Annotated in this window: 25 protein-coding genes; 4 read left to right on the plus strand and 21 right to left on the minus strand. The window is 47.1% G+C overall.

Features of this window, described 5'->3' with window-relative positions; translation table 11 throughout:
• Nucleotides 1–184: 184 nt before the first annotated feature.
• The 6 genes from H9Q76_RS09100 to H9Q76_RS09125 all read right to left on the minus strand — a co-directional run bounded on the left by H9Q76_RS09100 (nucleotide 185) and on the right by H9Q76_RS09125 (nucleotide 4,852).
• Nucleotides 185–1,525: a virulence-associated E family protein gene (locus tag H9Q76_RS09100; RefSeq protein ID WP_009321442.1), complete on the minus strand. Its 1,341-nt coding sequence runs from the start codon at nucleotides 1,523–1,525 to the stop codon at nucleotides 185–187.
• Complete coding sequence (locus H9Q76_RS09105; RefSeq protein WP_014079457.1) at nucleotides 1,410–2,150, minus strand: CHC2 zinc finger domain-containing protein; 741 nt, start codon at nucleotides 2,148–2,150, stop codon at nucleotides 1,410–1,412. The genes H9Q76_RS09100 and H9Q76_RS09105 overlap by 116 nt, the downstream gene beginning before the upstream one ends.
• Nucleotides 2,151–2,197: 47 nt before the next feature.
• Entirely contained in the window at nucleotides 2,198–3,670 is a 1,473-nt protein-coding gene (gene mobQ / locus H9Q76_RS09110; RefSeq protein ID WP_074104019.1) for a MobQ family relaxase, read from the minus strand.
• Between the two features lie 2 nt (nucleotides 3,671–3,672).
• On the minus strand, nucleotides 3,673–3,990 hold the full coding sequence (locus H9Q76_RS09115; protein WP_008816380.1) for a DUF3847 domain-containing protein: 318 nt from the start codon (nucleotides 3,988–3,990) through the stop codon (nucleotides 3,673–3,675).
• Between the two features lie 286 nt (nucleotides 3,991–4,276).
• On the minus strand, nucleotides 4,277–4,480 hold the full coding sequence (locus H9Q76_RS09120; protein ID WP_004614949.1) for a hypothetical protein: 204 nt from the start codon (nucleotides 4,478–4,480) through the stop codon (nucleotides 4,277–4,279).
• 147 nt (nucleotides 4,481–4,627) lie between these two features.
• The gene (locus tag H9Q76_RS09125; protein ID WP_005362423.1) at nucleotides 4,628–4,852 is read right to left on the minus strand and encodes a helix-turn-helix domain-containing protein; all 225 of its coding nucleotides are present in this window, start codon (nucleotides 4,850–4,852) and stop codon (nucleotides 4,628–4,630) included.
• A 302-nt stretch (nucleotides 4,853–5,154) separates the two neighbouring features.
• Between H9Q76_RS09125 and H9Q76_RS09130 the strand changes: the two genes are divergently transcribed.
• Complete coding sequence (locus tag H9Q76_RS09130; RefSeq protein ID WP_008816376.1) at nucleotides 5,155–6,195, plus strand: DUF6076 domain-containing protein; 1,041 nt, start codon at nucleotides 5,155–5,157, stop codon at nucleotides 6,193–6,195.
• Between the two features lie 224 nt (nucleotides 6,196–6,419).
• Here H9Q76_RS09130 and H9Q76_RS09135 read toward each other — a convergent pair whose 3' ends face one another.
• The 10 genes from H9Q76_RS09135 to H9Q76_RS09180 form a co-directional block, all read right to left on the minus strand.
• The gene (locus H9Q76_RS09135) at nucleotides 6,420–8,798 is read right to left on the minus strand and encodes an ABC transporter permease (protein WP_117447644.1); all 2,379 of its coding nucleotides are present in this window, start codon (nucleotides 8,796–8,798) and stop codon (nucleotides 6,420–6,422) included.
• A 14-nt stretch (nucleotides 8,799–8,812) separates the two neighbouring features.
• On the minus strand, nucleotides 8,813–9,478 hold the full coding sequence (locus H9Q76_RS09140; protein WP_002586595.1) for an ABC transporter ATP-binding protein: 666 nt from the start codon (nucleotides 9,476–9,478) through the stop codon (nucleotides 8,813–8,815).
• Nucleotides 9,479–9,667: 189 nt separating this feature from the next.
• Nucleotides 9,668–10,087 carry a nuclear transport factor 2 family protein gene (locus H9Q76_RS09145; protein ID WP_044946403.1) on the minus strand — a complete coding sequence of 140 codons (420 nt, stop codon included), beginning with the start codon at nucleotides 10,085–10,087 and terminating at the stop codon, nucleotides 9,668–9,670.
• 26 nt (nucleotides 10,088–10,113) lie between these two features.
• Nucleotides 10,114–11,145 (minus strand): sensor histidine kinase, encoded by a 1,032-nt coding sequence (locus H9Q76_RS09150; RefSeq protein ID WP_117447643.1) that lies wholly within the window; start codon nucleotides 11,143–11,145, stop codon nucleotides 10,114–10,116.
• Entirely contained in the window at nucleotides 11,142–11,834 is a 693-nt protein-coding gene (locus tag H9Q76_RS09155; protein ID WP_117447642.1) for a response regulator transcription factor, read from the minus strand. Before H9Q76_RS09155 ends, H9Q76_RS09150 begins: the two co-directional genes overlap by 4 nt.
• A gap of 211 nt (nucleotides 11,835–12,045) precedes the next feature.
• A complete protein-coding gene (locus H9Q76_RS13890; protein ID WP_249320985.1) occupies nucleotides 12,046–12,183 on the minus strand; it encodes a helix-turn-helix domain-containing protein in 138 nt (45 codons plus the stop codon).
• 267 nt (nucleotides 12,184–12,450) lie between these two features.
• Nucleotides 12,451–13,362 (minus strand): DMT family transporter, encoded by a 912-nt coding sequence (locus H9Q76_RS09165; RefSeq protein ID WP_196021058.1) that lies wholly within the window; start codon nucleotides 13,360–13,362, stop codon nucleotides 12,451–12,453.
• Nucleotides 13,363–13,372: 10 nt separating this feature from the next.
• Nucleotides 13,373–14,950 (minus strand): Na+/H+ antiporter NhaC family protein, encoded by a 1,578-nt coding sequence (locus tag H9Q76_RS09170; protein ID WP_117781114.1) that lies wholly within the window; start codon nucleotides 14,948–14,950, stop codon nucleotides 13,373–13,375.
• 77 nt (nucleotides 14,951–15,027) lie between these two features.
• Nucleotides 15,028–16,011 (minus strand): diaminopimelate dehydrogenase, encoded by a 984-nt coding sequence (locus tag H9Q76_RS09175; protein WP_117781115.1) that lies wholly within the window; start codon nucleotides 16,009–16,011, stop codon nucleotides 15,028–15,030.
• 324 nt (nucleotides 16,012–16,335) lie between these two features.
• Nucleotides 16,336–18,432, minus strand: coding sequence for an LTA synthase family protein (locus tag H9Q76_RS09180; protein ID WP_249320986.1), 2,097 nt, complete (start codon nucleotides 18,430–18,432; stop codon nucleotides 16,336–16,338).
• Nucleotides 18,433–18,561: 129 nt separating this feature from the next.
• Here H9Q76_RS09180 and H9Q76_RS09185 point away from each other — a divergent pair, with 129 nt between their 5' ends.
• The 3 genes from H9Q76_RS09185 to H9Q76_RS09195 all read left to right on the plus strand — a co-directional run bounded on the left by H9Q76_RS09185 (nucleotide 18,562) and on the right by H9Q76_RS09195 (nucleotide 21,246).
• On the plus strand, nucleotides 18,562–19,362 hold the full coding sequence (locus H9Q76_RS09185; RefSeq protein WP_021985820.1) for a class I SAM-dependent DNA methyltransferase: 801 nt from the start codon (nucleotides 18,562–18,564) through the stop codon (nucleotides 19,360–19,362).
• A gap of 88 nt (nucleotides 19,363–19,450) precedes the next feature.
• The gene (gene hslO, locus H9Q76_RS09190; RefSeq protein WP_021985821.1) at nucleotides 19,451–20,308 is read left to right on the plus strand and encodes an Hsp33 family molecular chaperone HslO; all 858 of its coding nucleotides are present in this window, start codon (nucleotides 19,451–19,453) and stop codon (nucleotides 20,306–20,308) included.
• A gap of 101 nt (nucleotides 20,309–20,409) precedes the next feature.
• Nucleotides 20,410–21,246 (plus strand): PHP domain-containing protein, encoded by an 837-nt coding sequence (locus tag H9Q76_RS09195; RefSeq protein ID WP_118544808.1) that lies wholly within the window; start codon nucleotides 20,410–20,412, stop codon nucleotides 21,244–21,246.
• 52 nt (nucleotides 21,247–21,298) lie between these two features.
• On the opposite strand, the gene H9Q76_RS09200 is transcribed toward H9Q76_RS09195, so the two are convergent.
• The 5 genes from H9Q76_RS09200 to H9Q76_RS09220 form a co-directional block, all read right to left on the minus strand.
• Nucleotides 21,299–22,696 (minus strand): sodium-dependent transporter, encoded by a 1,398-nt coding sequence (locus H9Q76_RS09200; protein WP_118734299.1) that lies wholly within the window; start codon nucleotides 22,694–22,696, stop codon nucleotides 21,299–21,301.
• A 251-nt stretch (nucleotides 22,697–22,947) separates the two neighbouring features.
• Entirely contained in the window at nucleotides 22,948–23,937 is a 990-nt protein-coding gene (locus H9Q76_RS09205; protein WP_249320987.1) for a 2-hydroxyacid dehydrogenase, read from the minus strand.
• A 323-nt stretch (nucleotides 23,938–24,260) separates the two neighbouring features.
• On the minus strand, nucleotides 24,261–25,256 hold the full coding sequence (locus H9Q76_RS09210; RefSeq protein WP_181985499.1) for a biotin--[acetyl-CoA-carboxylase] ligase: 996 nt from the start codon (nucleotides 25,254–25,256) through the stop codon (nucleotides 24,261–24,263).
• A gap of 56 nt (nucleotides 25,257–25,312) precedes the next feature.
• Nucleotides 25,313–26,206 carry a deoxyribonuclease IV gene (locus H9Q76_RS09215; protein ID WP_249320988.1) on the minus strand — a complete coding sequence of 298 codons (894 nt, stop codon included), beginning with the start codon at nucleotides 26,204–26,206 and terminating at the stop codon, nucleotides 25,313–25,315.
• A 24-nt stretch (nucleotides 26,207–26,230) separates the two neighbouring features.
• Nucleotides 26,231–26,788 carry a hypothetical protein gene (locus H9Q76_RS09220; protein ID WP_249320989.1) on the minus strand — a complete coding sequence of 186 codons (558 nt, stop codon included), beginning with the start codon at nucleotides 26,786–26,788 and terminating at the stop codon, nucleotides 26,231–26,233.
• Nucleotides 26,789–26,865 lie beyond the last annotated feature (77 nt).

The following is a 26,865-nucleotide window of genomic DNA, read 5'->3' on the forward strand; positions in this document are numbered from 1 at the left end:
CCGTGTCAACCGGCAGAAAAGACTTTGAAAACAATCCATAGGCGCTCTATTATTACTTTTTACTTTTTCTTTGATTTCTTGGTTGACATGGTTGACAAAGGAGAGAAATGCCCCAAATATCAGGCTTTTCCCCGTCAACCGGCTGTCAACCAAAGCGTCAACCAAACTGTCAACCGGTGGCTTTTCAGAATGGAAGTTCCATTTGCCGGGCTTCTTCTTCCGTGATTTCCTGAAAACCGTCCCCCTCCGGCGGAGCTTGGTTGACACGCTCCCAGCCTTTTTGAGAACCGTATTTCTTATACCGCTTCGGGCTTTTGTAGGCTACCCAGCCCTGTATGATGCCGCCCGCAATGCCGGTATTCATAATCTCGCAGATTGCCCGTGTCTCCCAGTCTGCCGGGGAATTTAAGTTCCCCAGCGCTTCCTCATAAAGCTGCTTGGAACATACCCTGTCGCCGGTGTAGTCCTCCAAATAGGCGTAGATCATGCCGGCCTGTGTGTCTTCCTGCATAAAGTCCTGCTGGTGGGCGTTCAGGTATCGGTTCATTTCCATGCTGAATGACAGCTTATACTTCCCACTGCGATAAACCGTCATGGCTTCCGCCCACATCTGTTCGATATACGCCCTCGCCGCCGCTTCATCGTCCAGTATGTGAACCTCCGCCCGTTCCGGGTACACCGTCACGGGGAGAAAGCGCCGGTTGCCGGTGCGGTCACGGGGCAAAAAGTCCTGCCGGTTGGTCGTCCCTCCAAATACACATTGCCGCAGCCGGTCTGCCGGATGTGTCTCATACGGCACTTTGTAGGTTTCTTTCTGGCGGCTTAAGAATGACTTGATTTCCTCAATACTCTTGGCGTTGGCTGTGGCAATCATCTCCGACATCTCGATAATCCAATGCCCTTGCAGCTTGCGGTACACATTTTCATCGTCCAGCTTTTTCAAATCGTCTGAAAACCATTCGTCCCTGCCTGCCAGCAGCCGGAAAAAGGTAGATTTCCCGGCTCCCTGACCACCAACCAGACAGAGCATGACCTCAAACTTGCTCCCCGGTCTGAATACCCGCCGGATGGCTCCCATCAGGAACAGTTTCAAGGCTTCATAGGTGTATTCGTCCGTATCGGCTCCCAGAAAGTGATGCAGGGCGTAACGGATGCGCTCTGTGCCGTCCCATTGCAGGCTGTTCAGGTAATCCCTGACTGGATGGTAGCGGTTTTCATTGGCAACAATCTTGATGGCGCTCTGCACCTTTTTCTCGCTGGTAAGCCCGTAATTTTCTTCCAGATACAAAAGCAGGTAGTTCATGTCCATGTCGGTCAGCGTGGTACTGGTGCGCTCCCAGCCCAGCGGCTTCACAATGTCAATCTGCTCCGTCAAAAGGTTCAGGCGCAGCGCCCCGCGAAACAGAGGGTCACGCTGGAACACCGTCAGGCAGTTTCGGATGCTGTTCTTCACGCCGCCTTTCTGCGTCCCCTCTAATGTTTCCCGGATTTCTGCCGGTGTCTGCGCCGGTTCCATTGTGTCCATCGTCCTTTTGACCGCTTCCTGCGTTTCCGGCGGCAAGCTCTGAAATTCGCTGTTCAAGCCGCAACACCTCCTTTCCCTGTGCGGCGATCAATGCCGCTTTTTCTTCTATTTCTCCGTATAACAAAATATCCAAAAGGTATTCTGTGTAGCTTATCCTCTGCAACGCTTCCACAAAAAGAGGATGCCAGATGGCATCCTGCGGCTGTGGGGCGTGTGCTGTTTTCCAATGCTCCAGCAGGCGCAGATAATCGCATAGCACCCGGAAACAATACCGTTCCGTTTCCTGAAATCTCTGCTCCGCTGATTTTTGTCGGGGCTGTGACCTGTTGTGACGCTTCCTATCTGGCGGCGCATTGCCGGATTTCTCATAGGAAACGCCGAAGTCCTCCGCAAGCCTGACCGCAGCTTCCCGTTTCCCCAATCCATGCAGCAAAGCGGCAAAGTCGATCACATCCCCGGAAGCCCCGCAGCCGAAGCAGTAAAAGCGGCTGTCCACTTTCATGCTGGGCGTGCGGTCATTGTGGAATGGACAGCAGACCATGCCGTTTCTCCCCACCCGGATTCCATAGAATGAAGCAGCCTGCCGGGTGGTAACAGACTGTTTCACCGCTTCAAATACATTCAAATGCTCCCTCCATAAAAATACTGGTAGCGGTAAAGCTGCCGGTTATATCATAGCTCCATCTCATGTTTCTTTCTCTGTACTGCCTGTGGCTGCTCCCTCCGGCGCAGTGCGGTATCTACGGCGTTCTGCACCTGCCGTAGCCGTATGACTTCCTCCCGGAGTGGCTTGTGCTGCGGAGACAGTTCGGCATACTCTGTTTTTAACTGTGCGTATTCCTGTTTCCATGCTTTCAGGGCAATGGGTTTTCCGTCCAGTTTTTCTTTCAAAATACGGCGGGCGGCATAAAACAGCCGTAACTCCGCATCGTGGGATGTTTCAAATTTCTCCCTCTGTTTCTTAAACTTGATATTGTTCAATTCCGTATGAACAGGTTTTAGCCGCTGGTAATTCTCGCCCTCCCGTATCAATTCCTGCAATTCCTTTATCCGGGCAGATTTCTTTTTCATGGAGTCGCTTAACGCTTCAAATTCTTCGTTGACAGAGGAAAGACGCTCCTGCAAATCCTCTAATGTGAGCAGCTTGTTTTCCGTCAGATAATTGACGGCTTCGGCAAACTGCTTTAAGTTTCCGGTTCTGGCTTTATTGCTCCATGCCCCTGCGTTGCGCTGGTTGTAATAAGCGATCAACAGGTCGGCAAGGCTCGGTGTCTGCGGTTTGGAAAGTTCTTCTTTTACCTCTGCCATCCAGACAAACAGGGCTTTGATCTTCTTCCTCACATCCTGCATGAGCCGGTTGGTGGCTTTAATCCAGCGGTTCAGTTCCCCTTTCTCGGTGCGGATGCCCTTTGCTTCCATCTGCCGGACATTAGCTCCCTCGTGGACAGTAGGTATCAGGTCAAGCCCCTGCCGCACATAGGAACGGTGGTCGATACGCACATCCAGCCCTTTTTCCTCAAATTTTGTATTAACGGCAGCCGCCCACTGCTCCCGCCAGTGTTCCAGCGTTTCCGGCTCATGCCAGTCTGTTGTATGGACCGCGTTAAACATATAATCGCCGTTTTTATCCCGGATTCGGTTTCCATCTTCATCAAGAAGATATTCCCGACGCTGTTTTTGTCCCCATGTGCCATCCGGGTTCAAAGGGCGCATGGTTGTCATCACATGAAAATGCGGGTTAGGGATGCCGCCGTCCTCTTTCTCCGGGCTGTGAAAAGCAAGGTCGGCAATCATGCCTTTTGTCACAAACTGCTCCTGTACGAACTTCCTCGCCAGCTCCATGTTTTCTTCCAGCGTCAATTCATTCTGCATGGCAATATCAAAGGAATAGGCAAGCTGTGCTTTTGGATGTTTCTCGCAGTTCTCCACAGCATTCCAGAGGGTCGCCCGGTCAAGATATATTTCCGGCGCATGGGGCGGCAGCATGATTTCCGAAGCGATCACGCCGCCCTTTTTGGTGTAGTCGCTGACTTCTCCATAGTAGCTGCTGTAAAGACGCTCCCCGGCTCGATAGGCTGCGCTGGCAATGGCGCTCTGACCGGCGCTGCGCTTGATCTGTGCGATTGAAAAATGATAAAGTGCTATCCTTAGTCACCGCCTTTCTCCTGCCCGGAAATACGGGCGTGGTTCTCTGTGGCAGACCGGATGAAATGCTCCGCCTGCGGCAGATTCAAAATGCTTTCCATGAGGGAATAAAATTCCGCTTCGGATAGCTCCTTTGTCTGTGGTGCAATGCTCTCAATAGCTGCCCCACGGGTAATCAGCCGGTGCGTCCTCTGTTTCCGGGAACCGCTTTCCAGATACGCCTGCCGGTTTTTCAAACGCTGCATTTTCCGTTTTTCCTGTTCCAGCAGGACAGTGGTTTTTTCATATTCCTGCTTCAACTGTTCCAAAGATTTTTCCATGTTCTCACATCCTTTGCTGATAAGATAAAGAAAGACCATCCGCAGACAGTCCGTGTGTCAGTGCTTCTATAAAACCCGATGAAAAGGGAAAACCGCAGAGCGGATTTCTCTTTGCGGCGGATACACAGGGGATAGCCGCTTTAGCGGCGCAAGGGGGTGTAGCCACCTTGTCGGAGCGAAGCGAACGCAGACCTCGGATTGCTGATTTTATCAGCGGCAGAGGTAAGCTCCGCAGGACGCACGATACATGGTCTTTAGACTATGTATAGAAGTGCGCCCTTAGTTCCTAAGGGATTTTGCCGTTTCCGGCAGTCTTGTCCTTTTTCTTGGAACGCTTGGAAAGATACTTCGGGCAGTCAACCACAACCGCCCGGAAGCTCTGTTTACATTCGTGCTGGCATTTCCGGCACAGTTCGTTGTAAGTGATACGGCTGCGGTCATTTAAGAAGAAAGACCATTCCAACCGCCGCTTGTTACTCATTCTTGCCATAACCGGCTCCTTTCTCCGTTTCTATCTGATGTACGCAGATAGGCTGTTTTGATGTAGCGTCTCGGTATCATTTTTAAGTTTTTTTCCCTCTGTATGCCCCTTTGGAAAGTGCGGCAGTATTGCAAGTCAGGGAATGATACCTCACGCTTATTTGTCGCTTCCCGGTACGGTTTCGGAGCCTTTTGCCATCCATTCAAAGAAAGCAATTTTGCTGACCTTGATAAGTCTGCCCCTGCGGAACGCTGGAAAGCCGGGTGTGTGTACCAGCTCATAGGCGCTCGCTCTTGAAATTCCCATAATCCGCTGAATGTCCGCCACATCCAGAACCAGCGGTAAATCCTCGTAGCTGTTCAATCTCTTTTTATCGTTCATTCTGTTCCTCCCATAAATCAAATAGGTTAAAATGCTTCCTGTTGCCGTTCTCCCCAAAAGCCGTTTTCCTGCCCCATTCCTGCGGTGTTTCCCTGCATTGGTGCGCCGAATGCGTCACTTCTCCTGCCGGTCATATCCCTTTTGGACGGTCATTCACTTGTCAAGGTACTGTGCGGTACGAAATTACCAACCGCAATCATCATAGCGTACTATCCTTGACAAAACAATGATTCTGCGATACCATGAGTGTAACGGATATAACTGAATTATATAATTACCATAAACAAAGGCAGGGGATAGGGATGGAGAATCAGTTTATACGGCATGAGCCATGTTTTGAGAGGATTTTGTTTGTCCTGACGCTGGACAGGAAGAAAATGAAAGAGCGGATTTTGATTGGGGAAGAACAGCAGATCCGCTTCCGTCTGAACGGGAGCCAAAACGCAGAGGTGCTTTGTGATATGACACGCCCACTGGGAACTTTTTTGATAAACTTTGAGCGTGACACGGACAGAGACTGGAACTTATACGGGCTTTCTCCGCTGCGGCAAGCTCTCCACTCCAACCGATGGAAACAGCCGGAGCTGGAGCAGGCGGCAAGCGAATTTCTTTGGGAGAAATATCTTAGCAACGACCCTCTGAAAATGTATGTGGCGTTCCGTATCTGGAACAGCTATCTGCTTGCCAGAGAACCCCGTGACCGTAACGCTGCCTGTGACCGCTTCATGGATAAAATGAGCAGACTGACCGGGGTATTCCAAAACGAAACCATGAGCTTTGACAGGGAGACAGGAAAACCGAAACAATTTCAAGCTGGCAGCCTTTATTTCAAAGGCGCACCGTCAGAAGATACCCGGCTTGACCTCTGGTTCCCGGACAACCGGCGCACAGAAGAATGTGTGTCTGCCTATGCGTCCCTCTACCCGTTGATTACCTATTATCTGAACAGGCTGAATGACTGGGGGCTTTGCTTCCGGCGGTGCAAGGTCTGTGGAAAATATTTTCTGGCAAAGAGCCAGCGGTATGAGCTGTGCAGCGACAAGTGCCGAAAAGCACAGGCGCTTCAAAACAAGCGGGAATTTGACGAGAGGTCAAGAGAAAATAACTATGACCTGCTTTATAAAAATGAATGCCAGAACTGGCGCAACAAAATAAACCGGGTAAAAAATACCGCAGGCTTTCCGGCTGACCGTCTGGAAAAAATACAGGCTTCCTTTTCCGACTTTAAGAAAGAAGCCTTACAGAGAAAAAAGGCTGTAAAAACAGGAACGGCCAGCCCGAAAGAATTTACGGACTGGCTGTATCAGCAGAGTAATGTAATTGTTGAGCTGACCGAGATATGAAAAACTTTCTATCGTCAATTTCGCATTATTGCAATAACAGATTGCTTCTTCCATGAATGGTAATATTATCATCAAACTTTTGGAAGAACTATAAATGTCCGAGGTGCCTTTGATTTCAACAAAAAAACAGGCTGAATTGTTACAAAGCTCGGACATTTCAAAAATTTTTTGAGAAATGGCGAAAAAAGCGGGGCAGCACACGCCGCCCCGCCGATCCCATACGGTTATTCCATCGCCCGCATTTGTTCGATCAGGGATTGCTTTTTCTGTCTGCGGATTGTCCATACAGACAAGATCAGTTCCATTCCGAACAATACCAGAATGAACAGTCCCATTTCCAAAACCGGGAATTTGTAAGGCACTACATTTCCGGCAAAAGCTCCTATACTCATTTTTCTGCAAGCAAAGATGGAAGCCGGAAGCCCAACGATCAGCGTCGCCAATGTTGCAAAGAGCGCATAGCACAGCCCCTCACAGATGTTCATTTCACATAGCTGTTTTTGTGTTAGGCCGATAGAACGCAGAATACTGTTTTCCTGCTTTCGGGCTATCTGGTTAGAGAGTGTCGTATTGATAAGGTTGATAACGCCAAAGAGAAATACCAACCATGAAAGTATCTCCATACTGCCAAACGCAAAAGAATTTGTCATTTCTTCATATTCAATCACTGTATTGATTTCATCTAAGGCAATATTACTATGGCTGGCAACAATATTTTTCAATTCAGCTCCCACATAGTCCGTTTTTTTCGGATCGTTTACAATGCTCCATGAATAGTCGAAAGAAGCGATTTCCGGGTGCAGTTCATGGAACAATGCTTCTGGTGCGAAAAAGAGTACTCCATCGAGGGCCAGTTTTCCATGCCCGGAAGGCGTCTTGTTGGAATCAAACAATCCTGATACAGTGACGGAAACAGGCGGTTGCCCCTCTCCAAAATAAAAGTCAACTGTTGAACCAACACCCATATCCTCATTCTGCTTTAGCACATTATAGTCAATTACAATACTACGGGAATCTTTTGGCATCGTTCCTGCTGTCAGAGCCGCTTCAACTGTTGCATAATTCTGGTCGGTCAGCATATCACACATACCACCGCTTTGGTAAATGTCCGTCTTAAGGGTTGCATAGAGAGATTGTCTGCTTGAAATTATATCTGTAACACCATCAATAGATAAGATTTCCTGTTTTAATTCTTCATTCAACGGATTTCCCGCTGCCATAACCTTTTCTTCTGTCATTTCAGAATCCAAATAAATTTTATAGTCGCCGTCCGGGAAAAACCGTCTTGCAAGCGCCTCTGGAGAACGCAGCAAAACAATGGAGGATACCACAAGCAGAATAATTCCGCCCAAACTCAATGAGGCTACAATAGCAACGGTCTTTTTTCGGTCACGCTTAAAATTCGCAATTCCCATTGAAACAGGATTGAGCTTGATATTCTTTTTTCGGCTTCGGATGTCCTTTTGTGCCGGGGTAAAACGGACGGCTTCAATCGGGGAAATCCCTGCCGCAATTTTTATCGGCTTACGGATGGAAACAGATACCATGATCCAACTGCTTATGAGTGTCAAAATAATCGTTGCCACATAGGAAACAGCATTAAATCCCTTGGGAAACAAAAGAAAACCGCCGCATACACCCAGCACTGTACCAATCAAAATCCCGATACTGCCGAGTTTACGCCCCTCCCGCTTTACAATCCGCTTGATTTGCTTTGGCGTTGCACCAATCGTCCGTAGCTGCCCGTAGCTCTTGATTTTGTCATTGATGGAGATACGGAAGATACTCTGGATCACAATATAGCCGCCGATCAGAACAATGGCAATCACGCCAGCCATCAGTGCAAAATCAAAGGATTTAGAAGCATAGGCAAAATACTTGCTGTTCATTTTGGGCATAGGAAGCTGATATTCCTCCGCAATCTCCCTGCAATAAGAGGTCATCAGTTCTTCGCCCAACTGGTCGCTGTTTTTGAAATGGACATAGGCGCGATAGCCAGTCGGGTCAAACCCTTTCCATCCTGTCAGGGCAGCGTTGGAAAGAATGATAGCGCAGGTATTCGCTTCTTTTTCATTTACGCTGTCCATAATGCCGGTAACGACATAATCACCATGAAAACTCTCTGTATCTAAGGTCACAGTGTCCCCGATCTTGGCATTGTTTCCATAGGTGGAAAGAAAGTATTCGCTTACAACAACTTCATTTGCTTTTTCAGGAACCCGGCCCTCTAACAACTCCATCTGCGCCTTGGTAATCTCCATCATTTGCGCGTCGCAATACACATAAGACGCATGATAGCCCTGTTCTGAAAGCTCCTCACCCAGCATATAGTAGCCGCCTACGCGCTCAAACTCCGGCAGTCCTTTCAGGGTTTCAATGTCGTTTTCCTCTACGCCCAGCCAGACCGCCTCATAAGTATCGACAACCTGATTGCGCTGCATTTGTGTCAGGGAGGTAGACACAATTCCCGTAAAGCAGATCAGAAATGCCGCCAGCGCAACGGCAATCACCACCATCAGATTCCGGCGCTTCTCGCTTTGCAAACTTTTCTTTGCCAGCTTCTTTGTAATGGCGCTGGTATCATTCTCAAAAGGCCATGTCATAGCCTGCCACCTCCTTACTCCACAATCTTGCCGTCCTCAATGCGGACAATCCGATCTGCAAGGCGGGCAATGTCGTCATTGTGCGTAATCATCACAACAGTTTGCCGGAACTCTGCACTGGTGCGCTTGATAAGCCCCAGCACCTCGGCGCTGGTCTTGCTGTCAAGGTTGCCGGTCGGCTCGTCGGCCAGCACAATAGCCGGTTTGGTAATCAAGGCGCGGGCGATAGCCACACGCTGCTGCTGTCCGCCGGAAAGATTGTTCGGCATATTTTTCAGTTTATCTTCCAGCCCCAGCAGATGAACGATCTCGTCCAAAAACTTCTGATCCACCGTGTCCCCGTCCAGCTCCACCGGCAGGACGATGTTCTCATACACATTCAGGATCGGAACAAGGTTATAGTTCTGGAAGATAAAGCCGATGTTGCGGCGGCGAAAGATGGTAAGCTGCTCGTCGTTCTTCTTTGCCAGTTCTTCGCCTCGGACAATCACTGTTCCGCTGGTGGGAGTGTCCAGCCCGCCCATCATGTGAAGCAGGGTGGACTTGCCGCTGCCGGAGGTTCCCACAACGGCCACAAACTCACCGTCATTTACGGAGAAGTTCACGCCGTCAAGGGCGCGGGTGATATTCGGCTTTGTGCCGTAATACTTTTTCAGATCAATCGTCTGCAAAACGCTCATACTCAAAACTCCTTTCAAGGCTTTCTGCCTGTTGATAAGGTCATTGTAAAACCCAAATGTCCGCGAAATGTTACAGCGGCCAAAAAATTTCATTGAAAATCGGGGTGAAATGTTACAGCGCTCGGACATTTCAAAAAAATTTACGGCGGGCAGCCGGAAATGGCCGTCCGCCGTAGCTCATGATCTGTTCTAAAACCAATTCGCCTTTTGATTTCTAAATTGAGGAGTATCGCTTTCTTGATAAGGATTGTAGGTATTACGGTTACACCCAAACTCTTTTAATGATTTTATTTTATTGTCCTCTGTCCATTCAATCAAAGAAATACCGTCAAATTCCTCTATATCCCCATTGTTCATTCCATTTTTGAAATACCACTCTACAATCGTTTGATTTTCTTTATGGAAAAATTGCTTGATTTCCCAAACTACCACCTTTCCACGGGTATTCCACTCCTGAAACCAATGTTTTACTGTTTTACGATTGCTATACTGGGGACACCAACTTTCTGTATAGAGTACATCTTCCGCAAAAATATCATCAATGCCCATATCTTTCTGATAAAGCCACATATCAAACCACAGTCGGATTATTTTTTCTCGTTCATTCATAATAGAAACACCTCGCTTGTTTACTTTCATTTTGTAGGCAGCATAATGGAAAATTCCGAACCCTTGCCCGGCTCCGAAACCACTTTGACATAGCCGCCCTGCCGCATTACAATCTCGCGGGCCAGATACAGGCCAATGCCCACGCCCTGCTGTTCGTGTACTTCTTCCTCACGATAGAAGCGCCGGAAGATGGCAGCCTGATTGCTTTCGGAAATGCCCTTGCCGGTGTCGGTCACTTTGATCTCCACATACATTTCCCACAGCACCACCGACACAGCGATTTTCCCGCCTGCCGGGGTGTACTTCACCGCATTGTCCAGCAGGTTAAAGAGGGCTTCCGATGTCCACTTGCTGTCATGGGAAACGGTCAAATCCTCCGGGCAGTCCACGGACACGGCGATTTCCTTTTTCTCCGCCGCATACACGATCCCACTCATGGCCTGCGCCACAGTATCAAAAAGACGGCCCAGCTTCTTATCCAACTGGATCACGCCTGTTTCCAGTCGGGAGGTTTTCACAAGGGCCTGAAAGAGAAAGTCCAGCTTATCCGTCTGGCTGCGGATTCCCCGGATAAAGTCGGTGCGCTCCGCCTCGGTCATGGGCTTTTCCAGCAGGGTGTCCGTCGCCATTTTCAGATTGCTTACCGGCGTTTTCACCTGATGGGAAATATCCGATACAAGGGTCTGTAACTCCTGCCGTTCCTCGTCCACCCGGCGGCGGTTCTCCTGCATGATCTGGTAAAGCCTTGCCAGCCGGTGTCCGATTCTGGCAAGCTGGGTTTCGCTGTCCTCTGGCCGCTGGGGCGCTTCATTCCCGGCGATCATGTGGTCTAAGGTCTGGCACAGGTCAGCGGTAAACTGCGACAGCCGCTTTCCAAACGCCTGCGTCAGTACAAAAATCCCCACAAGGGCGCACAGCAGCAGCGTCCCGCCTGTCAGCAGCACCGCAATCTGTTTTGTCACAAGAAACAGGGCTATGGTGATCCCGGACATGGAGAGGACAAGCTCCATTGCCACCCGGCCAAACAGCCGCTTTACCGAGAGGTTTTGAAACTTCATTTTGCCTCGCCTCCCGTCCATTGATAGCCCATGCCGTAAACAGTCTTGATGTAGGGTGCGCCGCCGTCAGATTCAATCTTGCTGCGAATCCGGCTGATGGAGGTTGTCAGGGTGTGTTCGTCTACAAACCTCTCGTCTATATCCCACAGCTTTTCCAAAAGCTGCCCACGGGTCAGCACTTGCCGGGGATTTTTGCGGAACAGGTTCAGCATTTTATACTCCATCGGGGATAGGGTCAGGGGCTTGCCGTTTAGGGAAGCCGTCTGCTCCGAGAAGTCCAGAAACAGCCGCCCGTCGTCGTAAATGTCCTTGGCCGGTTTGTGGTGTTCCAGCATAGCGAACATGGCTTTGATTTTTCGCTGCAAGGCCCCGATCACAAAGGGCTTTGTGATGTAGTCCACCGCGCCCACCTCATAGCCCCGTATCTGGTCGCTCTCCTGATCGTTGGCGGTCAGGAATATTACGATGGTGTCCGGGTGCTGGGGCTTTATCAGCTTGCACAGCTCAAAACCGTTCCCATCTGGCAGGTTAATGTCCAACAGCACTAAATCAAATTCCCGCTGGCGGATGGCTTCGGCTGCGGTTCTGGCATTTAGAGTAGAAGTCACGCCGTAGCCGTCTGCGGTCAGGTTATAGGCTAACATCTTATTCAAAAAACTGTCGTCCTCGACAATTAAAATCTGCTTCATATCCTCACTTCCTTTGCTTTTTGCAGATAGTATAACAGGCAAATGTCCGAGAATTGTTACAAGGACAAATATATTTATCATATTACAGCTTTTTTATGTGTACTGCAATTTTATAAAAGAAAGGACAGCAGTATCATCAAATTGCTGTCCTTGCGGTTTATTATAGCTGGTAGTGTATAAGCGTGGGTTCATCATATTTGGTGTGGTATCTTTAACTATGGGAAACTCCACTTTCCCATTTTGACACCGCTTTATCTGAAACGCCGACAAGTACACCCAACTGATATTGAGACAGGCCTTTTCTCTGTCGTAGTGTACTGATAAAATTTCCAAAACTATAGTCTCTCATACTTATCCTCCGCTACTTGCTAATTACATTTTACACCAAAATAGTTCATTTGCAATTTGTTCATATCGAATTAAAGTAGATTTTTGTTGTTCGAAGCAATTGCGATTCCGATTATCACGAAACTGCGTGACTATTCACTTTTATTTGATAACAAAAAAGAGAGCCACAGAGTGACTCCCCCAGTGCAGTCCGGAAACATACACCTCATTCAATACAGATAATATACAAGATTATTATAAAAATGCAAGCACAATCAAATAATAGCCTCTACTTTCGCATCTGCGGCACCTGTGCCAAGATCACTGCGGTGAACACAAGCACGCAGCCAACGATTTCCCGCGGTGCTAACACCTCATGCAATACGACGAATCCACCGATCACTGCAAATACAGATTCCAGGCTCATCACGATGGATGCAACTGCCGGATCTGCATATTTCTGTCCTGCGATCTGAAGCGTATACGCGATACCGCTCGAGAAGATACCCGCATATAGGATTGGGAACCACGCGGCGGCAAGATCACTCCATGCCGGTTGTTCAAAGATTGCCATACAGATCAGAGATAACACACCGTTCGTAATAAACTGGATGCACGAGATCTTCACGCTGTCACAATCGTTAAAATGATCGACCGTCAGGATATGTCCGGTGAAGCAGACTGCGCACAGAAGCCCAAGCAGATCTCCAAAATACAGATTGTCGATACCGCCTGACATGCACAGCATGTACATACCACCAAGGCAGACAAAAACTGCCACATAAACAATCTTATGTAATTTCTTCCCGAGTAATCCGGATACGATTGCAACCATAACCACATACGTTGCGGTGAGAAACCCCGATCTGCCGGAGCTGGCCACGCCTTCCGGATATGCCGCGATACCACTCTGTTGCAGATTCGTTGCGAAAAACAACACACAGCCACAGAGGATACCACCGATCACGGTCCGTTTTATACTTTCTTTTTCGACCGGTTCTCCACTTACCTTTGCTTTCTGCTTCTTCATTCCCGTGCGAGCAAGAATCAATAGCGCAAGAAATGCCGCTCCAACTATGGAGCGGCTTCCGTTAAATGTAAATGTTCCAATCTGATCAGATGCTGTTGTCTGTGCTACGAACGTCGTTCCCCAGAAAAACGCGGCAAACAGCAACATAATACTTCCTTTTGTCTTTTTCATTTCAAGCCTCTTATTCTGCATCAATTGGATCTTTCTTTTTCTCAACTGTCTTGATCACCTGCAACACAACATACAGTAAAATCAGGCCGATTACCAGCGGAATCACAGGACTCTTCATTACTCCCGGAAGTCCCTTGCTATTACCAAAGAATCCGGCAATAATGTAAGTGACGAACGATACAAGTGCGACTGTAATCGCATATGGAAGCTGTGTGCTTACATGATTGATGTGATTACACTGTGCACCTGCGGATGCCATAATTGTCGTATCCGAAATCGGGGAACAATGGTCTCCACATACGGCACCTGCCATACATGCAGAGATGGAAATGATCATCATCGTTGCGTTTGTTCCCTCGAATGCATTTACAACGATCGGAATCAGCATACCGAAGGTTCCCCATGAGGTTCCGGTTGCAAACGCAAGGAAGCATGCAATGATAAATACAAGTGCCGGCAGGAAACTAAGCAACGCATCCGGCGTACTCTTCACGAGCTCTGCCACAAATTCTTTTGCGCCAAGGCTGTCTGTCATCGCCTTCAATGTCCAGGCAAATGTCAGAATTAAAATTGCAGGAACCATCGCTTTAAATCCTTCCGGAATACAAGACATGGATTCGCTGAATTTCAATACGCGGCGGAACATATAATAGATAATCGTAATCACAAGTGCAAAGAAGCTGCCATACATCAATCCAACCGATGCATCACTGCCCGAAAATGCTTCTACAAATCCAACGCCTGAGAAAAATCCACCACTGTAAATCATGCCGATGACACAGGCTGTAATCAGAACGATCATTGGGAATACAAGGTCAATCACTTTCCCCTTTGTCTCAACGACTTCATTTTCCGCGTTTGCATATGGACGGTCCGGTGTCGTGTAGATATCGCCCTTCAAAGCGTTCTTCTCATGCGTCCGCATCGGACCATAATCAATCTTTCTAACGATCAAAACAATCATAAATATAATCGTGAAAAGCGCATAATAGTTATACGGAATTGCACGGATAAAGATGGAGAATCCGTCCTCTCCCTCTACGAATCCGGCTACTGCTGCTGCCCATGATGAAATCGGAGCAATGATACAGACCGGAGCTGCTGTCGCATCAATGATATACGAAAGCTTCGCACGCGATACCTGATGCTTGTCTGTCACAGGACGCATCACGCTTCCAACTGTCAGACAGTTAAAATAATCATCAATAAAGATCAAAACACCGAGCGCAACTGACGCTAACTGTGCGCCAATCCGCGTCTTGATATGGGCGCTTGCCCATCGTCCGAACGCTGCCGAACCACCGGCTTTGTTCATCATACAGACCATAACACCGAGTATTACAAGAAATACCAGAATACCCATGTTATATGAATTGGTCAGCACGCGGACGATTCCGTCTTTGAATACATGGTTTACGGTTGCTTCAAATCTGAAGTTGGACCAGAACAGTCCACCGATCACAATTCCTAAAAAGAGTGAACTGTAAACCTCCTTTGTAATGAGTGCCAGCACGATTGCCACGACCGGCGGGATTAATGCCCAGAATGTTGCGTACATCTGTGGCACGTAATTTGCGATTTCTTCCATCTTCTCTCTTCTCTCCTCGTTTTCTTTCTTATTGTCTGCCGCCCATATTCAGTCGGCGACATGGTATCTGGTGCATCTTACAGCATGGATGCACGAAGCTCTTCCCCTGTTTTATTCACAAGGTAAGCCGGTGCAATATCAAATACGGTCTTGCAACCGCTTGCTCCCTCATTTGCAAGTCTGTGAGCCGCTCTTGCATAAGCAATCAGTACGCTGGATGTAAACTCAGGGTTTGAATCAAGCTTCAGGCTGTACTCGATGATATGCTTGTTCTCCTTGTTCCAGCCGGTCACACCGCTGCGGAGTACAAATCCACCATGTGGAATTCCGCTGTGGTTTGCCTTCAGCTCTTCTTCCGAAATGAAGTGAACCGTTGTATCGTAATCTGCGAAATAGTTCGGCATTGTCTTGATTTCTTCCTCAACTTTTGCCGCATCTGCGCCCTCTTCAAGCACTACGAAGCACTCTCTTGTATGCTTCTGTCTTGTTGTAAGCGCCGGATTCTCGCCGTTACGAACTGCCTCAAGTGCGGATTCTACGGGAATCGTATACTGCTTGGCATCCTTGACACCTGCGATACGACGGATGGCATCGGAATGTCCCTGACTGACACCCTTGCCCCAGAATGTGTAATCATTTCCCTCCGGAAGCAATGCATTTCCGTACAGGCGGTTCAGTGAGAACATGCCCGGGTCCCAGCCAACGGAGATAATTCCGATATGTCCGCTTGCTTTTGCGCTTGCGTCCACATTCGCAAAATGCTCCGGGATTCTTGCATGTGTATCGAAGCTGTCGATCACGTTGAAATATTTTGCACATTCCGGTGTCTGCTCCGGAAGATCGGTTGCGCTTCCGCCGCACAGAATCATAACATCGATTTTATCCTTCCAGTCTGCCATGTCCTTTACGTTGCACACCTTGGCTGTCTGGTTCTTAATAACCAATTCATCAGGATTTCTTCTTGTGAATACGGCAACTAATTCCATATCATCGTTCTGGTTGATGGCTGCTTCTACGCCGCGGCCGAGATTTCCGTATCCGTAAATTCCGATTCTCGTCATTTTGTTTTCCTCCTTATTCTATCTCCCTGCATGAGAACTTCTACTCTTTCTCCGAGTTATTCTGGATTTTCATTCTACGCAGACGCGCTCTCGCTCACTTCCGCACATAGCAGACACTAAACTCACTGCGTTCGTTAAGTGCTGATGTGCTCCAATGGTCTGCTTTAGAATTGAAAATCCAGAACAACTCGAATCTACATATAGCCTCTCATGCCCGAAGGTTGAATCAAATTAAAAATTTACAATCGAATCCACTTTAGCATACTTCGTTGCTTTTCACAACAAAATTTCGCCACATCGTACTTTTTTGTATGTTTTTCGGGGTTATTCTTTGTTTGGTTGTTCGGTTGATGTGGTGGTGCTTGTTGTGGTGTTTGTTGATTTCCTGCCGTACACATAGCCGTAGAAATCGGTGTTGATGACCTCATCGGACATGTAAAGTTTCGTTTCGACTTCCTTGATTTTATCGTCGATATAGGATTGTGAAACTGTTTTTTCGTCCACATAGTAAGTCACTTCTCCGGTCTTCGTGTTATAGCCGATCTTGTCTGTCTTGAAGCTATGGTCGGCAAAGATGACAAGTTCTTCCGAATCGGACAGGATATCGTGTCCTGCGAGGATTCTGGAATCGTATGTCACGCCAAGCAGATTCAGAACAGTTGGAAGAACATCCACACTCGCACAGAGCTTCTTGACATGAACCGGTTCTTCCATCGATGCAGACCAGATGCCAAGGCAGGAATGATGTTTTTCAAATGCATCATCGGATACATTCTTGCCTGCAAGCGCATCGTAGCCGCTGTCTGTCAGTCCATATGGATAATGGTCCGGTGTCACAATGAACACGGTCTTCTCCAGCTTTCCGGCTTCATCCAGCTTGTCGATCAGATCCTCTAATGCTTTATCGAGCTCCATCTGTGCAGCAATATACGCCACCGCGTCTTCCGGCAAGTCCATTCCTTCTGTGCATTTTTCTGCTTCCTCACGGTTCTTCAGGCACATGGCATTGTAATCGTAATTATATGGAAGATGCCCACTGAATGTCATAAAATACATCAGAAACGGTTCTTCGTTAATAAACTCCTTGTATACTGCCTCGATCGTATCATAATCGGAATATGTCACATAGCTTGGGATATCCAGACCATAATCGATTGCCTTGAAATCATATCCCATATTCGCATGTGTCTCACTCCGGTTATAATAATAGAAGTCAAAGTCGTGGTATGCTTTGCTTGTGTAGCCTTTCTCATTCAATGCATTGCCAAGTGCATACGGCTGATATGTATCTGCTGACTTATAAAAGCTCCACTCTGAGGAACACGGATACTGTCCCAGACAGTCTACAAATTCTCCGTCAATCGTACTGTGATACCAGATCGGATTATAGTAATTTTCAAATACAAAGCCGTCATTCATGATCTTATAAAGCGTCGGTGTGCAGTTCTCGTAGATACCGTATTTGCACAGGCTCTCCGCGGTAATGCAGACAACATTATACCCTTCGAACATACCCGTATATTCGTTCTGCATGGTCGGTGTCTGCTGCGCGCAATAAGCGGACAGATTCTTCAACTGCTCATCCTCGGCTGCCTGATACAGCTTCTTAAAATCAACTGCCGGATCAACCTGTTCCACATACGCAAGTGCTGCATCCGTATCGGTTGCCGTAGCTTCCATTGCATCACTTTCGGTTGCCGTCACATCATCTGGCTGCATATCTGTATCATCCAAAGTGAATGTCACATTTTTCTTTCCCCCGGTGAGCATCGTCTGCGCATCCCGCACGGTCGTCACACATACGCCGAGCTTGTTCATCGAAAGCTCCAGCACATACTGGTTGTGGAACAACTGATACGGCGAATACATCGCGCGTCCCTGCACATTCAGCAGAAGGATGGAAATGGCGCACAGACAAACCGCACTTGCCACACTTATAAGCCTTATTTTCATCTTCGGTCTGTCAAACTTTATCAGAAATACACGCAGCAAAACAAGTGCGATCACCGGCAACATAAACAGCAACATCCATCCAACATTCTGGCGAATCTTCTCGAACATCACGACCTTGAAATCCATCGCGTTCCCGGCCCCGCCGACAGACACCAGACTTAAGAATGTCCCAAATATCCGGAAATAGATGAGCTGCACGATATCATACACGCAGAATGCCGTAAGACCGACATATGCGATGATCTCATTTCCGATGCGCGGCAGCCATACAGTGAGTGCCGCTAAGAAAAGCCCCAACGTGGCACCGAACAAAACCGGATAGATGCTCGTGCTTTCGAGTTTATGGTAAATCGCCAGATGAAACAACACTTCCAGATAGATGCCCGCGCCCGCAAAAAACGGGATGCGCCAATATGAAAATGCACGCTTCTCCTTCTTTAATTTTATTGTCTGTATCTGATCTTTCATTGTAATCCTCCAAATCTCGCATACGCGCTATCAATCGCGCATTTTATTATATATGATTTTTCCTTGTTTTTCACTATCTTTTATTTTATAATTTAATGTCAGTGTTTACGAAAAATAAGGAGGTACCCTATGGCTGAAGCATATTCAAATTTTGCTGCTGTCTACGATGCGCTCATGGACAACATTCCCTATGACGCATGGGCAGACTATCTGCACGGCCTGCTTGTGGAATATGATATTGCAAGCGGCATTCTGGCAGAGCTTGGCTGTGGAACCGGAAATATAACCGAGCGTATGGCAGATTTCGGATACGACATGATCGGTATCGACAACTCCCCTGCCATGCTGGATATTGCAAACGAAAAGCGGGAACAAAATCATTCTTCATCGCTCTACCTGTGTCAGGACATGCGCGAGTTTGAGTTATACGGAACCGTTGCAGCCATCGTAAGTCTCTGCGACAGCGTCAATTATATTACCGAACCGGAAGAGCTTACGCATGTATTCTCGCTCGTCAATAACTACCTTGATCCGGACGGACTTTTCATCTTCGACTTCCATACGGAGCATTATTACCGGGATGTCGTAGCTGAAGCGACAATTGCCGAGGATCGGGATGATATCAGCTTTATCTGGGATAATTATTATGATGAAGAGGAAGCAATTAATGAACTCGCTTTAAGCCTGTTCGTAAAGGAACCTTCGGATTCCGATGCCGATGATAACCTGTTCCGCAAATATGAGGAATTGCATGTACAAAAAGGGTACACACTAAAGCAGATGAAACAGATGGTAGCTGATTCCGGTCTTACCCTGCTTGCGGCCTATGATGCATTTACACATGAGCCGGCGGACGAGGAATGTGAACGTATTTATATCATCGCGAAAGAAACACGAAACAAGAATTCAAAGAAACAATATATACAGTAATTTTGTATACCACTGCATCAATCATAAATAACAACACATGCAAGTATATATACAAAATCCAAACACTCATTTTAAGGAGGATACATTTATGGCAGATACAATGATTCGTGGCATGGCAGCGAACAAGCAGGTTCGTTTCTTCGCCTGCAACTCTACCGATACTGTGGAAAAAGCAAGAATTACACATCATACCAGTCCGGTTGTTACGAACGCACTCGGCAGACTGTTGACCGGAGGCGTGCTGATGGGCGCCATGTGTAAAAATGATACCGACAAATTAACACTCCGTATCCAGTGTCAGGGACCGATCTCCGGTATGCTTGTCACTGCCGATGCAAACGGACATGTCAAGGGATATGTCAGCGAACCGGAGGTTATGCTTCCTGCAAACGATGTCGCAAAGGCTGTGGACCTCGGTGTCTTAAGCGTCATCAAGGATATCGGTCTGAAGGAGCCGTATGTCGGCGACACCCATCTGGTAAGCGGCGAGATTGCAGAGGATCTGACCTACTATTTTGCAACAAGTGACCAGATTCCAAGCTCTGTGGCTCTGGGCGTGTTGTTCAACGACGATACATCCGTAGCGAATGCCGGTGGATTTATCATCCAGCTGATGCCATTTGCAGAGGACGCATTGATTGACGAGCTGGAGAAACGGCTGAAAGGATTTTCTTTCACTGCTCTTCTCAAGCAGGGCATGTCTGTGGAAGCTATCATACGAAAATTGTTTGAAGGCTATGATGTCGAGCTGACCGATTCCATGCCTTGTGCGTATGTCTGTGATTGCAGCAAGGAGCGTGTCGAGCAGGCAGTTATCAGTCTTGGCAGAAAAGAGCTTGGCGCTATGATTGCTGACAACAAGCCAATTGAAGTTGTGTGCGACTTCTGTCACACGAAATATACATTCTCACCGGATGAGCTGTTGAATATTCTGAAGAATAAATAATCCGCTTATCCGATATAGTTTTGCATCACCTAAACAAAACAGATGGTACAAGCTGTGATATAAAATAATACATCAAACACGATCACAAGGAGGTTGGTAATATGGAACGAATCGATTTACATGTACATTCCAATGCGTCCGACGGTTCTCTGACACCGACAGAGGTTGCCGACGAAGCGATGCGGATGGGACTTTCCGCGATTGCCCTGACCGATCACGACACGGTCGATGGCGTGGCAGAAATCTTAGACTATACAAAGGACAAGCCTTTGGAGGTAGTGCCGGGCATCGAACTGTCCTGCTACTATAACAATCGTGAGATTCATATTCTCGGCTTCTATATGGACTATGAAAACCCAGAGCTTCAAAAAGAGCTTGCCGTATTAAAGGAAGCACGTGAGGGAAGAAATGAGAAAATGGTAGCGATGATGCAGGCAGATGGTCTCCCTGTCACGATGGAGAAGCTGCTTCACGGCAATCCGGACAGTGTCATCACACGGGCACATTTCGCAAGAGTTCTCGTCGAGGAAGGTGTCTGCAAAGACAAGGATACCGCGTTCCGCAAATACATCGGCATCGGCTGTAAATATTACCTTCCAAAACCACAGGTTACCTGTGAGACTGCCATGCGCATCTTAACGACTTATAGCAAAGCGGCATTTCTGGCACATCCTCTGCTCTATCATCTTGGGTATGCACAGATTGATGAGTTATTGGCGTATCTGAAAACACTCGGATTAAAAGGACTTGAGGCATTCCACTCTTCGAACAACCGCTTTGAAAGTGAGAAGCTCCGCTCGCTGGCTGCCAAATACGGGCTGGCAATCTCCGGCGGCTCGGATTTCCACGGGGTTGTAAAGCCGAATATACAGATGGGAATCGGACGGGGAAATATGAATATTCCAAAAGAACTGTTGGATATAATTAAAACTTTATAAATGTATCTCCGCGAAAAAAAGGAACCCAAACCGGGTTCCTTTTTCTATATGTTTACAGTTTCATGATTCCGAGTGTCTGCAGCAAAAGCAGGATCAGGAAGATTGGAGCGATGACCTTTACCATAGCAGTGTAAAGCCGCTTTCTTCCCATTTTACAACCGCTCTTTTCTACTTCTTCGATCACAGTCTTCGGTTTGATGACCCATCCGACGAGAATACAGGTTGCAAGTGCTACGATCGGCATCAGCAGATTGTTACTGATGTAATCCATGATATCTAAGATCTGCGCCGTTGAACCATTCGGAAGCTTGAACTCAAAGTACAGCTTGTTGTATCCGAGGCAGACAATGATACCAACGATCAGTGCGAAGATTCCCTCGATTGTGCCGGCTTTTGTTCTGCTTGTATGGAATGCATCCATAATACATGATACAACTGCCTCCATGACGGATACCGCACTTGTAATTGCAGCGAACAATACCATTGCAAAAAAGATTGTACCAATTATATTTCCGGCAACACCCATTGCAGCAAATACCTTTGGCAAAGATACAAACATCAGACTTGGTCCGGATGACATACCATCTGTTCCCATAAATGCATACACAGCCGGAATAATCATTGCACCTGCAAGGAACGCAACAACCGTATCAAAAATCTCAATCTGATTAATTGATTTTCCAAGGTTTGCATCATCCTTCACATACGAACCATATGTAATCATGATACCCATTGCCACAGACAAGCTGAAGAACAACTGTCCGAGTGCATCGATCAGAACCGTAAATAACTTTCCGATTGTCAGTCCCTCAAAATTAGGAACAATATATATTTTAAATCCCTGCAGACCGGTTACTACTTCACCTGCATCATTTGTATTTTTCAATGTTAATGAGAATATTGCAATTCCCAAAATCATGACAAGCAGGATTGGCATGATAATCTTCGATGTAGACTCAATTCCTTTATTGACACCACGGAATACGATAAATGCAGATACCGCAAGGAAGATCACAAATGTAATAATCGGTTCCCACTGTGACGTGATGAATCCGGTAAAGAATCCATCCTGTGCAGCGTCGGCTCCATGTCCTGTCAAAAATACGAAGAAATATTTTACTACCCAGCCACCGATTGTGCAGTAATACGGCATGATGATAACCGGTATAATACTCGCAATAGCACCTAAGAATCCCCATTTATCATGAAGCTTCGTATATGCCGTGAGCGGGCTCTGTTTCGTCTTTCGACCGATTGCAATCTCCGTAGTCAGCAGCGTGTAGCCAAATGTCAATGCCAGAATGATATAGACGACTAAGAATAATCCGCCTCCATCCTTGGCTGCCAGATACGGAAACCGCCAGATATTTCCAAGACCAACCGCACTACCTGCCGCCGCAAGTACGAATCCGATTGATCCACCAAATGAGTGTCGCTTCTTTTCTTCCATCCTTTTTCCCTCTCTTTTTTCGTTCTCGATTCACAACACATACCCTCTTATAAAGAATTCTGTATCATGCATCTTGTCCGTTATTTGCTGTCTGATTTCATTTTGTTGTCCTATAAACAGCAGATAAGAGCCATTTTATCATAGATTCATTTTTAAATCCACATCTATTTGATAAAAACAGCAAAAATGGGCAGATATATGTGTGATACATACATCTGCCCGTACTTATGACTGTTATAATTTTGTCCAATCTATTTTACCTGATTGGCTTCATGGATGGTTCTATTTTCATAATCAACCGCATTCTGTAAGGTTGTCCGGCTGATTGCCGCAAGTGCTTCCCGCGTCAGAAAACCCTGATGGGACGTAATGATAACATTGGGGAATGAAAGCAATCTGGCTGTGATAGAATGCTGTAACAGCTCGTCCTCCCGGTTCTCAAATACATTGTCTCCCTCTTCCTCGTAGACATCCAGACCGACGCCGAAGAATTTGCCCTGCCGGATACCCTGTATCAGTTCCTCTGAATCGACCAGCGCACCACGGGATGTATTGACTAAGATCACATCGTCCTTCATCTGTGCAATCGTATCCTTGTTGATCATGTGATAAGTCTCGTCTGTGAGCGGGCAATGCAGGGAAATCAGATCACTCTGTTTCAGCACGTCTGCAAGTGACATATATTCCACGAATTCCAGCTCTTTATTCGGGTACATATCATACGCGATTACGCGCATACCGAATCCACGGCAGATCCGGCACATTGCAGCACCGATCTTTCCGGTCCCGATGATGCCTGCGGTCTTGCCATGAAAATTCACTCCGGTTAATCCCACTAAGCTGAAATTATTCTCCCGCACCTTGATGTAGCTTTTGTGTACATGGCGGTTGACCGCAAGCGCCAGTGTAATCGCAAGCTCCGCAACGGCTTCCGGAGAATAGCCCGGCACACGCAGCACCGTAATGCCAAGTTCATTTGCCTTTTCCAAATCTATATTATTAAACCCGGCACAGCGAAGCAGCACCAATCTGATATTTATTGCAGCAAGCTTCTCCAGTACCGGCGCGCTCAGATCCGAGTTTACAAATGCACAGATTGCATCGCAGCCCTGTGCGAGTGATACAGTCTTCGGAGAGATATCAACTTCGTGGTAGATGATCTCGATGTCCGGGAAATGGTTGAGTTCTTTCTCGAAGGATTCCACGTCGTAGGTTGCTGCATCGTAAAATAGTATCTTCATAATATGTGTCTCCTTTCGTTGTTTTACAAATCAAACAGTTACGAATCCTACTATACTGACCGAGTTGCACAGAATACTTATTCTTCGCAGACGCGCTCTCGCTCACTTCCACACGCAGTGGTACTAAATTCGCAGGAATATCATACATCAATTATTTATTTCTTATTGCCCTGCTCATTAAGTACCAGCGTGTTCCAATGGTCTGCTTAATAATAAGTATTCTGTGCAACTCGAATCTACATATTGTTTCATTTGTAATTATTTAATTGTAACAATGAATCATACACACATATTATATCCAATTTTTCCTTGGTTATCACGTATTACTGCAGCCGGATACTGATTTCCCCGGTTGAGAGATTTTCGCGGGTGCCATCCTCGTACTCGACAAGGAGATGGCACATGTCGTCGATATCAAGGGCTGTCGCCTTGCGCTCGCCATCCTTTGTCACAACACGGATACCTTTTCCAAGAACCAGGCTGCGCTTCTTGTATTCCGCGATGAATTCTTTCTTCGCAAAGTTTTTGTAGTAATAGAAATAGCGGTTCAGTGTCTCTGCCAGAATCTTATTCTTGATGTCACCGCTTTGCTCCTGCAGGACAGAACCAGCAATATTTTCCAGTTCCTTACCGAATCCTTCCGTCGGCATATACAGATTGATTCCGATTCCGACGATCACGTATTCCGGGTCTAAGTTTTCCATCTGGAATGCTGCCTGCGTCAGGATGCCGCATACCTTGTGCGAATCGATAAAGATATCATTGACCCATTTGATCTGTGGTTTCTTGTCCGTGTATTTCTCGATTGCTTCGCAGACTGCCACGGCGGCGATTGTCGTGAGCAGCGTCACTTCCTGATTCGCGATTTGCGGCTTCAACAGGATACTGAAATAGATTCCTGTATTTGCCGGCGACATAAACGACCGCCCCAGTCTTCCGAGTCCGTTCGTCTGCTCCATCGCAGCAAGCACCAGGCCTTCTTCCTCCTGCGTCCGCTCGCGGAGTGCAAGGTTCGTGGAGTTGATACAGCGAAACACTTCCAACCGCACTGGGCACTCGACGTCCAGATATTTCGCCGTTCCCTGTACGGACAACACATCCGTATCCTCCGCCAGCTTGTAGCCTTTGTTGTTCACGCCCTCGATTGCAAATCCATCCTCCTGCAATTTGCGGATGGCTTTCCACACTGCTGCCCGGCTGACAGATAGTTTCTTCGCAAGCTGCTCGCCAGACAGATAGGTGCCTCTGTTTTCTTCCAGTGTCTTTATGATTTCATCTCTGACTGCCATATTTCCTACTCTCGATTCTTTGTTTTTCATGTTGCCTGACGGCTCCATGTGTGTTTTCGCAATATGTCTGAATTTCTTCGGACGACTTATTCTGCAAGCTTCGTAATTCTTGTTGCATCATACTCGCCACTCCGGAGCATGTCAATCTCTTCCTTGTATGGTGGAAAGGCTTTCTTCGCATCTGCAAGTGATTTCACATATGGTGTCTCCAGAATCTTCGGTACGTCCAAGAAATCCTTATGCCATACGATCTTGTATAACGCATCAAACCCAATCGAACCAAGTCCGATATTCTCATGGCGATCCTTCGCCGCTCCGCGTGGATTCTTGCTGTCATTGATATGGAATACCGCAATCTGGTCCTTGCCGATGATCTTGTCGAATTCTTCTATCACGCTGTCGAAATCATTTGCCACATCATACCCGGCATCGTTCGTGTGACACGTATCAAAGCAGACACGCAGCTTATCATTGTAAGTGACGCCATCATAAATGCGTGCCAGCTCCTCGAAGCTTCTGCCAATCTCGCTGCCCTTTCCTGCCATTGTCTCAAGCGCGATATGCACCGGCGTATCTTGGGTAAGCACTTCATTTAACCCTTTAATAATACTATCGATGCCTGCATCGGCACCGGCATTCACATGGGAACCCGGATGCAGGACAAGCGTCTTGCTTCCCATTGCCGCGGTCCGCTCGATCTCTGTCTTTAAGAAATCAACCGCCAGCTGGTAGATCTCCGGTTTCACCGTATTCGCCAGATTGATGATATACGGCGCATGTACCACAAACTCTGTGATATCATTTGCCCGCATCAGCTCCCACGCTTCTTCCACGCGCAGCTCTGACACGTCCTTTCTGCGCGTATTCTGCGGCGCTCCTGTATATAACATAAATGTATTCGCGTCATAAGAGAGTGCTTCCTTCACCGAGCCAAGCATCATCTCTTTGCCGCTCATTCCAACATGACTTCCGATTTTCATACTGTATAAACTCCTTTTTCAATTTTATGATGATTGTCTGGATTGAGGCTGCGTGTTATATCCATTGTTCGGCATTTGGTACGTCGGATCACCATAGTATGGTGTCTGCTGCATGTTATTATCCCTTCCGCACAACGTTCCAATCGTGATTGCCAGAAATATCATAGCCAATATATGAAATGGTTTTTCCATAAAATTCCTCATATTATTCAGAATCGAAGCTTTCGCCAGCACTGACGCCCCATAAAAAAAGGCATATTTCCGGTTTACTGCAACCACACATACAACATTTAATACATTTAAAATAATATGGCTCACAAGAACAATGACTGAAATCGCCAATCCGGTTCTTTTCTTCTGCGATTTCCGTGTGATGGTGCATGCAAGAATATACAAGGCCACAATCAAAATCGGACATATAATGCAGCGGACATCAAAGATTCGTTCGGTGTTTACATCCACGCCAAAAGATTGAACATATTTGTCCTGCGGTCCAAAGTAAATAATCCAGTTCATAATCATAGCCAGCACACTGCAGATCATCGCGATTGTAACCAAGACATTTGTGCATTTTAGTTTCATACGCTTCCCCCATATTTATACTATAGTTTGCTAACCAAATAACCGGAGCATTGTCAAACAAGCACTCCGGAATCAGT

The organism is Wujia chipingensis (assembly GCF_014337155.1).
Taxonomy (GTDB): Bacteria; Bacillota; Clostridia; order Lachnospirales; family Lachnospiraceae; genus Coprococcus_C; species Coprococcus_C hominis.

Excerpts from the sequence above, each read along its gene's own strand:
- H9Q76_RS09100 (WP_009321442.1), bottom strand. The coding sequence starts at position 1,525 with ATGGACACAATGGAACCGGCGCAGACACCGGCAGAAATCCGGGAAACA.
- H9Q76_RS09115 (WP_008816380.1), bottom strand. The coding sequence starts at position 3,990 with ATGGAAAAATCTTTGGAACAGTTGAAGCAGGAATATGAAAAAACCACT.
- H9Q76_RS09120 (WP_004614949.1), bottom strand. The coding sequence starts at position 4,480 with ATGGCAAGAATGAGTAACAAGCGGCGGTTGGAATGGTCTTTCTTCTTA.
- H9Q76_RS09125 (WP_005362423.1), bottom strand. The coding sequence starts at position 4,852 with ATGAACGATAAAAAGAGATTGAACAGCTACGAGGATTTACCGCTGGTT.
- H9Q76_RS09130 (WP_008816376.1), top strand. The coding sequence starts at position 5,155 with ATGGAGAATCAGTTTATACGGCATGAGCCATGTTTTGAGAGGATTTTG.
- H9Q76_RS09135 (WP_117447644.1), bottom strand. The coding sequence starts at position 8,798 with ATGACATGGCCTTTTGAGAATGATACCAGCGCCATTACAAAGAAGCTG.
- H9Q76_RS09140 (WP_002586595.1), bottom strand. The coding sequence starts at position 9,478 with ATGAGCGTTTTGCAGACGATTGATCTGAAAAAGTATTACGGCACAAAG.
- H9Q76_RS09145 (WP_044946403.1), bottom strand. The coding sequence starts at position 10,087 with ATGAATGAACGAGAAAAAATAATCCGACTGTGGTTTGATATGTGGCTT.
- H9Q76_RS09150 (WP_117447643.1), bottom strand. The coding sequence starts at position 11,145 with ATGAAGTTTCAAAACCTCTCGGTAAAGCGGCTGTTTGGCCGGGTGGCA.
- H9Q76_RS09155 (WP_117447642.1), bottom strand. The coding sequence starts at position 11,834 with ATGAAGCAGATTTTAATTGTCGAGGACGACAGTTTTTTGAATAAGATG.
- H9Q76_RS13890 (WP_249320985.1), bottom strand. The coding sequence starts at position 12,183 with ATGAGAGACTATAGTTTTGGAAATTTTATCAGTACACTACGACAGAGA.
- H9Q76_RS09165 (WP_196021058.1), bottom strand. The coding sequence starts at position 13,362 with ATGAAAAAGACAAAAGGAAGTATTATGTTGCTGTTTGCCGCGTTTTTC.
- H9Q76_RS09170 (WP_117781114.1), bottom strand. The coding sequence starts at position 14,950 with ATGGAAGAAATCGCAAATTACGTGCCACAGATGTACGCAACATTCTGG.
- H9Q76_RS09175 (WP_117781115.1), bottom strand. The coding sequence starts at position 16,011 with ATGACGAGAATCGGAATTTACGGATACGGAAATCTCGGCCGCGGCGTA.
- H9Q76_RS09180 (WP_249320986.1), bottom strand. The coding sequence starts at position 18,432 with ATGAAAGATCAGATACAGACAATAAAATTAAAGAAGGAGAAGCGTGCA.
- H9Q76_RS09185 (WP_021985820.1), top strand. The coding sequence starts at position 18,562 with ATGGCTGAAGCATATTCAAATTTTGCTGCTGTCTACGATGCGCTCATG.
- hslO (WP_021985821.1), top strand. The coding sequence starts at position 19,451 with ATGGCAGATACAATGATTCGTGGCATGGCAGCGAACAAGCAGGTTCGT.
- H9Q76_RS09195 (WP_118544808.1), top strand. The coding sequence starts at position 20,410 with ATGGAACGAATCGATTTACATGTACATTCCAATGCGTCCGACGGTTCT.
- H9Q76_RS09200 (WP_118734299.1), bottom strand. The coding sequence starts at position 22,696 with ATGGAAGAAAAGAAGCGACACTCATTTGGTGGATCAATCGGATTCGTA.
- H9Q76_RS09205 (WP_249320987.1), bottom strand. The coding sequence starts at position 23,937 with ATGAAGATACTATTTTACGATGCAGCAACCTACGACGTGGAATCCTTC.
- H9Q76_RS09210 (WP_181985499.1), bottom strand. The coding sequence starts at position 25,256 with ATGAAAAACAAAGAATCGAGAGTAGGAAATATGGCAGTCAGAGATGAA.
- H9Q76_RS09215 (WP_249320988.1), bottom strand. The coding sequence starts at position 26,206 with ATGAAAATCGGAAGTCATGTTGGAATGAGCGGCAAAGAGATGATGCTT.
- H9Q76_RS09220 (WP_249320989.1), bottom strand. The coding sequence starts at position 26,788 with ATGAAACTAAAATGCACAAATGTCTTGGTTACAATCGCGATGATCTGC.